7 protein-coding genes and 1 pseudogene are annotated in these 7498 nt (G+C 68.0%); 3 read left to right on the forward strand and 5 right to left on the reverse strand.

The window, feature by feature from the left end; all coding sequences use genetic code 11:
• Positions 1-250 (reverse strand): annotated as a pseudogene (locus QK444_RS28780) (hypothetical protein); the annotation flags it as partial.
• 356 nt (positions 251-606) lie between these two features.
• Here QK444_RS28780 and QK444_RS28785 point away from each other — a divergent pair.
• Positions 607-897, forward strand: coding sequence for a WhiB family transcriptional regulator (locus tag QK444_RS28785; RefSeq protein ID WP_029932929.1), 291 nt, complete (start codon positions 607-609; stop codon positions 895-897).
• Between the two features lie 13 nt (positions 898-910).
• Here the strand turns inward: QK444_RS28785 and QK444_RS28790 are convergent, their stop codons facing one another.
• Complete coding sequence (locus tag QK444_RS28790) at positions 911-2641, reverse strand: alpha/beta-hydrolase family protein (RefSeq protein WP_282785271.1); 1731 nt, start codon at positions 2639-2641, stop codon at positions 911-913.
• 540 nt (positions 2642-3181) lie between these two features.
• Between QK444_RS28790 and QK444_RS28795 the strand changes: the two genes are divergently transcribed.
• A complete protein-coding gene (locus QK444_RS28795; protein WP_282785272.1) occupies positions 3182-4450 on the forward strand; it encodes an AarF/ABC1/UbiB kinase family protein in 1269 nt (422 codons plus the stop codon).
• A 6-nt stretch (positions 4451-4456) separates the two neighbouring features.
• Here QK444_RS28795 and QK444_RS28800 read toward each other — a convergent pair whose 3' ends face one another.
• From QK444_RS28800 to QK444_RS28810, 3 genes are all read right to left on the reverse strand, one after another.
• Entirely contained in the window at positions 4457-4579 is a 123-nt protein-coding gene (locus QK444_RS28800; protein WP_255056468.1) for a hypothetical protein, read from the reverse strand.
• A 171-nt stretch (positions 4580-4750) separates the two neighbouring features.
• Positions 4751-6010: a KasA/KasB family beta-ketoacyl-ACP synthase gene (locus QK444_RS28805; protein ID WP_282785273.1), complete on the reverse strand. Its 1260-nt coding sequence runs from the start codon at positions 6008-6010 to the stop codon at positions 4751-4753.
• A gap of 189 nt (positions 6011-6199) precedes the next feature.
• Positions 6200-6979 carry an SGNH/GDSL hydrolase family protein gene (locus QK444_RS28810; RefSeq protein ID WP_282785274.1) on the reverse strand — a complete coding sequence of 260 codons (780 nt, stop codon included), beginning with the start codon at positions 6977-6979 and terminating at the stop codon, positions 6200-6202.
• 154 nt (positions 6980-7133) lie between these two features.
• Between QK444_RS28810 and QK444_RS28815 the strand changes: the two genes are divergently transcribed.
• Positions 7134-7433, forward strand: a complete 300-nt coding sequence (locus QK444_RS28815; protein WP_282785275.1) for a hypothetical protein — start codon at positions 7134-7136, stop codon at positions 7431-7433.
• The last annotated feature ends 65 nt before the right edge of the window (positions 7434-7498 follow it).

Below are 7498 nucleotides of genomic sequence, written 5' to 3' on the forward strand. Positions count from 1 at the left end.
CAGCACGCGCCCGGTCGGCCTCCACCCGGTAGTGGAATGCCGCTGTCACACTGGCGCACACCGTGATCGCCGCCACCAGCACACCGATGGTTATCGGTAGTCGGGCGGCGGTGGGTGCGAAGAACACCGCGGCGGCGCCGAGCGCGGTGGTCAGGATCGCGCAGACCAGTAGCGCCAGATAGGGCTGACGCGTACCGCGAATGCTGTGTGGGGTCGGTTCGCCGTCCGGGGGACTGGATGATTCTGACAAGTTCCGCACTTCCGCACTCGCGTCGACCACGGGAAACGCATACGGTCTCCGGGCTCTGTACCCCCCTGCCGCAACCACTCAAAAAACATGGCCGACAAGCGGTTTCGAAGGTCGCCAGGATTGTAGCCCCGGATTTCAGCAACCGCTACTCGAGTCTTGCTGGACGGTCGTCCGGGGGTGCGGCGTGCGGATCTACCTGGTCGATCGCGGCACGCGGGCTGGTCGCCAGGTCTCGAGATGACAACTACTCATGAGACAGTTACCTTATGGTTACCTAATTCGACTAGAAGTGATCCACAAGAAATCACTGCGAGTATCGGACGATCGAAGACGCATGACAGACGAGGGAGGTTCCAATGGCAATCAAACAGCTAGCCATCGTTCCGCTGGTGGAGGCCGAAGATCCGGCGTGGCGTGAACTGGCACTGTGCTCCCAGACCGATCCGGACGTCTTCTTCCCGGAGAAGGGCGGCTCCACCCGCGAGGCCAAACTGGTCTGCGGCCGTTGCGAAGTGCAAGGGGAGTGCCTCGAGTACGCGCTCGCCCACGACGAGCGCTTCGGCATCTGGGGTGGCCTGTCCGAGCGGGAGCGCCGCAAGCGCAAGGACGAATTCCGCCGTCGCGGCCATCTGCGCGCCGTCAGTTAGGCGCACGCGCGCGTCACTTGTGCGCGTACTCCCAGTCGATGTCCGCGTCGAGGGCCACGCGGATACGCTGCGCGAGTTCCGGTGTCCACTCCGGTGGCCGGGTGATCGCGGCCCAGCCGTCCAGGACCAGGGTGCCGTACTTGTGGCCGTGCCCGGCCGGAACCTTCTGGGCATTGGCCAGATCGGCGCTGATCTGCCAGAAGGTGACGATGGGCCACCAGCGCACCGACCGTGAGACATCCGAACCGCGCGGTTCGGCGAGCCAATCCGGTCGGGAGAACAGCAGATCCGGCGACCACCAGACAATGGGGTCCGAGGCGTGCTGGAGATACACCACGCGCGGATCCAGCCATTGGGCGTCCGGCCGGTCCAAATCCGCAGCGCTTCCGGCGAATCGAACAACCAGTCCATCGGCGTAGACGGGCAGGATCTCGGGGGTGCCGGGATCGCGTCGCGCCTCCAACGCACTCCAGATGCGATTGGAATTCGGCGGACCCACCCACATCACCCCGTCGACGAGGGTGCGGATGTCATCGAGACCGGTGAACGCCCCTTCGGAACCCTGCGAACCCAGACTCTCGCCGTAGACGAGCAGTTTCGGCCGCGCCTCCGGCGGCAGCGTGGCCCAGCGCGCGTGCACGGCGTGCACCAGCCGCCGTCCGGCCTCCGTGGCCTTGTCGCGGTCGGACAGAAACGACAGCACGCTCGGCAGATACGAGTACTGCGTCGCCGCGATGGCGGTATCGCCGCCGTACATGTACTCGATGGCCGCGGCCGTGGTCGAGTCCACCCACCCGGTGCCGGTGGTGGTGACCACGACCAGCACCCGCCGGTCGAAAGCGCCGGTGCGGTCGAGTTCGCGGACCACCAGATCGGCCACGGCCTCGGGTGTCGGCGCCGACTCCAGCCCGGCGTAGACCCGAATCGGCTCGCGTGCGGGCTTTCCCGTGACGGCCGTGATGCGCTCGGCCGACGGTGCGTAGGAGACGAACCAGCGCCCCTCGGAACCGAGCGTGTCCCACGGCGCCAGCGACGTCGGACTGCCGGACCGTTCCGGCAGCGCGGGCTGCTGGGCGGCCGCGGAGGTGTGGCCGTTGCGCAGGCTGAAGGCCGAGTTCGCCACCGAGAAGAAGGCTTTCACCAGCACGCCCTGCCACAGCAGTACGCAGAACACCGCGACCAGCACCACCGCGCCGGGCAGGGCGATCGGGCGCGGGACGCGCAGATCGATATTGAGCGCCCGGGTGAGGCGGCGCACCGCCCAGCGCAGCAGCCGGAACACCAGGATGATCAGCGCGACGGTGGCGAAGGCCAGCAGTTCGGTGCGCAGATAGCTCGAGGTGGTGGTCGGCTCCATGCCCATCATCGTCTGGAGGTTGCGCTGCCAGCGGGCCGAGCGCACCAGGATGAGCGCCGCCCCGACGACCACCGCCACCACCGTGCCCGCCTTGAGTAGATCCTGCACGCGCTGCGGCGGATTCATGAGTGTGGCGATCCACGCGCGCTCCGGCAGCCGCGGCCGCACCCAGCGCGTGAACGCCCACTCCAGCACGCAGCCGACGGCATAGCCGATCACGGCGCTCACGCCGCTGACGAGTCCCTGGAACAGCCAGGTGCGCGGGAGCAGCGACGGTGATACCGACCAGGCGAAGAAGATGGCCGCGACCACGACACCGGGGTAGTTCGGCCGGATGGCGCGTTCCGCCGTCAGCAGCGCCGACAGTCCGCGCTCCAGGATCGTCATCTCCAGAGTGTTACCCGCCGATTGCCGTGACCTGGGGCAGCGACACGGATGAGAGGTCGGTCACGCCGGCGCTCCCGCTGTGCGATAGGCCATCGATCATCGCCAAGTTCTGGACGTCTGACTACTTTCGACATGGTTCATGTAGTCCAGTTCAGAGGAACAGCCATGCCCATTATCGATCTCGGTTCCGCCGCCTTGAATCTCGCCAACGTCGTCACCAATATCGCCGCGAACATCACCTACATCCTGCACGCCTGGGGTCTGGCCTGATCCTGATCGGGTGAATCCCGGCGCGCGCGGTTGACGAACAGTGCTATTCGCAAGTCGCCGGAGCGTGTGACAGACTACACACCGCAGGGAACAGTGGGCGGTGTGTGAATGGTGAGTGGCAGGCAGACTTCGGGGCGGGTGATTCCGTTTCCGGGGCGGCACCGCAAGGATGCGGGACCGGCGCCGACGGGGCGATTGCGGCGCGATGCGAAATTGGCGGCCGTACCCGTCGCGTATGCGGGACGGCGCGCGGCCGGCCTGGGTCGGCGCATGCTCGGGCGCACCGCGGCGGAGATCGATCGCGATATTCAGGTGCGCACCGCCGAGCATCTGGTCGACGTCCTCGGCGAATTGCGCGGATGCGCGGCCAAACTCGGCCAGCTGGCGTCGGTGTATCGGTCGGCCGTACCGCTGGTCCCGTTGGAATTCGGGGAGATAGCGGGCACTGCCCTCGCCCGATTACAGGATTCTGCGCCACCGATGCTGCCCGCGCTCGTCCATCAGGTGCTGGCCGAAGATTTCGGCCCCCGGTGGCGGGAGCGATTCCGTGACTTCTCGGATCGACCGGCCGCGGCGGCCTCACTCGGGCAGGTGCACCGCGCCGTCTGGCACGACGGCCGCGAGGTCGCGGTCAAGGTCATGTACCCGGGCGCACAGCAGGCGGTGGCGTCGGATCTGAGCCAATTGCGCAGCGTGACCGGAATCATCGGCGCGGTCATGCCGGGCGCGGATGTGCACGCGGTGGTCGACATGGTGTGCTCCATGGTCGGCGACGAACTGGACTACCACCGGGAGGCGGCGAATCAGCAGCGCTGTGCCGACGCCTTCGCCGGAGACCCCGACTTCCTGGTGCCCGCGGTTGTCGAACACACCGAACACGTGCTGGTCAGCGACTGGGTCGAGGGTATCGCGCTGACCCGACTCATCTCCGGCGGTGTCGCGGTCGACGAGCGCAGCCGGTGGGGACGGCGGGTGTTCCGCTTCCTGGAGATGTCCTATCGGCGCTGCGGTCTGCTCTACAGTGACGTGCATCCCGGGAACTTCCTGATGCTGCCGGACGGCCGACTCGCAGTGGTCGACTTCGGCGCTTGCGCCGGATATCCGCGCGACTTCCGTGCCATCGTCGCCGACATCAGCGAGGTGCTGTTCAACGGTACGCCCGCGGAACTGGACGCCGCCCTGCGCAGGCACGGATTCGTCCGTCCGGGAACCGATTTCGACGCCGAGGAACTGCTGCGCGTGGCCGCGCCGTTCCTCGAGGTGCTGCTGCGCGACGACTTCCGGATGTCGGTCGAGTGGCTGCGCGAGCAGGTGAACGACATCGTGGCCATCCGGCTGTCCAATGTGTTCCGGCAGATGACCCTGCCGCCCGAACTCACCCCGTTGGCGCGCAAGGTCGGCACCACCGTCGGCACCCTGTGCGTGCTGGGTACCGACGGGATGCGCGAGGACTTCCTGACCTGGTGGCCCGAGGTGGCCGCCGCGGTCGCCCGCTACGAGCAGCGTGTCACGGCGGCGCGTTCGGGCGACGGCGACTGAGTTCGGTCATCCCGCCATCATGGCGGCGGTGAACAGCGCGCCGATTATGGCGATCGCCATGAGCGCGACGATCACGCGATTGCCGCGCGTCGGTGGTTCCGCTCCCTGGATCTCGGGGTTCTCGCTCATCGTCCTCATTTCCTCTGCGGTTCGGCGGTGGTACCGGGTGCTCGTACTCCCGTGGCTCCCAACCGGTTTGCAGACCACGGGGTACGGGGTGACCACGCCGATACGGCATGATCTCATCCGCCGCCCGGTCGATGCCGGGGACCCCGAAAATGTTCGCCGTCGTATCCGTGATCAGTAGCGTCCGAACAGTACGGCGGCATTGTGCCCGCCGAAGCCGAACGAATTGTTGAGGGCGAACTCCACATTCATGTGCCGCGGAGTGGAATGAACTACGTCCAGTTCGATTTCGGGATCCTGATTGTCCAGATTGAGCGTGGGCGGCACCACCTGATCGCGCAGCGTGAGCACCGAGATGACGGCCTCCAACGCGCCGACCGCGCCGACCGAATGACCCAGCGCCGATTTCGGCGCGTACACCGACGGATGGCGGCCGATCGACGCCGCGATACCCCGCGCCTCGGCCAGGTCGCCCATGGTGGTGCCGGTGGCGTGGGCATTGACATGGTCGACCTCGCTCGGGCTGACCCCGGCCGTCGCGACCGCGCGGCGCATCGCGCGGGCACAGCCCTGCCCCTCCGGATCGGGGGCCACCAGGTGGTAACCGTCGGCGGTGAGCCCCACCCCGAGCAGCCGGGCCAGCGGGGTGGCGCCGCGCGCCCGCGCGTGGTCCTCCGATTCCACGATCAGCAGCGCCGCCGCCTCTCCGAAGACGAAACCGTCGCGATCGCGGTCGAAGGGGCGCGAGGCCCGCGCCGGATCGTCGACACGGGAGCTGAGCGCCCGCGCCATCGAGAATCCGGCGATGGTCACGGGATTGATATAGCCCTCGACGCCACCGGCGATGACCATGTCCGCCTCGCCGAGCACGATGGAACGCCACGCGTGCACCAGCGCCTCGCAGCCGGAGGCGCACGCCGATACCGGCGTGACGAGACCGGCGCGGGCGCCGACCTCGAGACCCACCACGCCGGATACGCCATTGGGCATGGACATGGGCACCGCGAACGGCGACACCTTCCGGTAGCCGTGTTCCCGCATGGCCGCGTCGGCCGCCACGATGGTGTCCGCGCCGCCGAGGCCGGTGCCGATGCAGACGCCCAGCCGGTCGGCGTCCACCTCGGGTGTTCCGGCGTTCTCCCACAGGCGTTTTCCCATGGCATACGCCATCTGCTGCACGTAGCACATGCGCCGTTTGCGAACCCGGTCCAGACCGGCGGTGGGGTCGTCGACCAGGGTGCCGCCGATGGCATGGGGTAGCTCGTGGCGGGTGATCTCCGGAGAGGTCAGGGTGCTGATTCCGCTCGCCCCGGCCAGCAGGCCCTGCCAGGTGCCCTCGGTATCGGCGGCGATCGAGGTGGTCATCTCCACCGCCGTCACCACGACGTCGCGGAAGCCGCCGTTGCGGGTGGAGAAGCTGTCGAGTGTGTGCATCTGTCCCAGTCCCAACTGTCGATCCCACAGGCTCGAGCACGGCAGGTTCGTCAGGTCGGTGGAGACGTCGTTGTCCGGGATTCCGTGCGGCGTGGGCGACCAATTATTCAGGGCGGCAACGAGATTGCTCGCCGGGGCCAGCGTAGCCGGAAAGCCGGGGAACCGGCAGGGGCGGTGGGTTTCCGGCGGTCAGGCCAGCGCCGCGTCGACGACCACCGCGGCCAGATACGCCTGTCCCGCGACATTGGCGTGCAGCGGCACGGTCGGTGTCTCCGGGCGCGGACCATTGACCCGGCGGACCTCGACCGGTGCGCAGATGTCGTGTCCGGTCGCGGCGTAGTTGTCGGCGAAGCGGGCGCCGTGGGCGCGGGCCAGCTCGCGCAGGGTGTCGGTGAGACGCTGTCCGCCACCGTGGTCGAGCACGCCGAAACACTGTCCGCTCGTGGGCAGATACCGCAGGTAGGTGGTGAGCACGACGGTGGCGTGCGGGGAGCGCCGACGGATCTCGGTGAGTATCGCCCCGATGCGCTCGGTGAGCATGGTGAGCTGGGCGGCGGTGATGACATTGACGTCGAAGACACCGATGTCGTTGCCCCCGATGGTGAGTGTGACCAGGTCGGTGTCGGGCATGAGCGCGTCGAGCTGCGGTGGGTTCACCGCTCCGCCGCGGCCGACCTGCGGCGCAGTCATATTCGCGGTCTTCGCTCCACTGCAGCTGACATCGACGAACTCGCGCACCCGCAGCGTGCGCGCCACGACCGACGGATAGTTGTCGGCGGCGCGGTCGCAGAACCGGGGACTGCCCGGCTGGATTCTGTCGAGCGACCCCACCGCCGCCGCGGAATCCCCGAGTGCGACGTAGGTGTCGAACGGGGGAGCCGCCGGTGTGGCCGCGGCCGCGGTGAACGCCGCCGCGATGCAGATCGACACCGGCGTGATGACTAGGCGACGCAATCGGGCTGCGTGCATATGTCCTCTCTACCGCACCCGCCGGTCGGGTGCGACCACCGTGCGCCCGGGATGTGAACAGCGCGCGGATCATCCCCAACGAACGTTCTCACCCGGCCGGGATCTCGGCTGACTGCTAGATTTCCCGGCAGAAAGGGGATTTCCAATGGGGGAGATGCTGCGAACCGATATCGAGGCCCTGCGCGTCATGGCGGCGGGGGTGCGTGGGGAGGCCGATGCCATCGGTGGCATCGATCCGGTCGGACTGATCGCGACGGTGGGGCGGGCCATGCCGAATTCGGCCATCGGGTCCGCCGCCGTCGAATTGAGTGAACCGCTACGGACGGCGCTGCGCGATATGGCTCGGCAGGTGCGGGGCTTCGCCGATGCGGCCGACCACGGCGCCACCACCTACGAGGCGCTGGATCAGGCGCTCACCGAGCGGCTGGACGGATACCTGCACGGCACCTCGTAGCGGGGGAGTGCCGCCGTGTCGCGAGCGAGCCTGTCCCGGATGCGCGGCTGGGATCCCGCGACCGT

Source organism: Nocardia sp. CC201C (assembly GCF_030010695.1).
Classification (GTDB): Bacteria; Actinomycetota; Actinomycetes; order Mycobacteriales; family Mycobacteriaceae; genus Nocardia; species Nocardia otitidiscaviarum.

Bases quoted from the DNA above. Each gene is read 5' to 3' on its own strand.
- QK444_RS28785 (WP_029932929.1), top strand. From the start codon at position 607: ATGGCAATCAAACAGCTAGCCATCGTTCCGCTGGTGGAGGCCGAAGAT.
- QK444_RS28790 (WP_282785271.1), bottom strand. From the start codon at position 2,641: ATGACGATCCTGGAGCGCGGACTGTCGGCGCTGCTGACGGCGGAACGC.
- QK444_RS28795 (WP_282785272.1), top strand. From the start codon at position 3,182: ATGCTCGGGCGCACCGCGGCGGAGATCGATCGCGATATTCAGGTGCGC.
- QK444_RS28800 (WP_255056468.1), bottom strand. From the start codon at position 4,579: ATGAGCGAGAACCCCGAGATCCAGGGAGCGGAACCACCGACGCGCGGC.
- QK444_RS28805 (WP_282785273.1), bottom strand. From the start codon at position 6,010: ATGCACACACTCGACAGCTTCTCCACCCGCAACGGCGGCTTCCGCGAC.
- QK444_RS28810 (WP_282785274.1), bottom strand. From the start codon at position 6,979: ATGCACGCAGCCCGATTGCGTCGCCTAGTCATCACGCCGGTGTCGATC.
- QK444_RS28815 (WP_282785275.1), top strand. From the start codon at position 7,134: ATGCTGCGAACCGATATCGAGGCCCTGCGCGTCATGGCGGCGGGGGTG.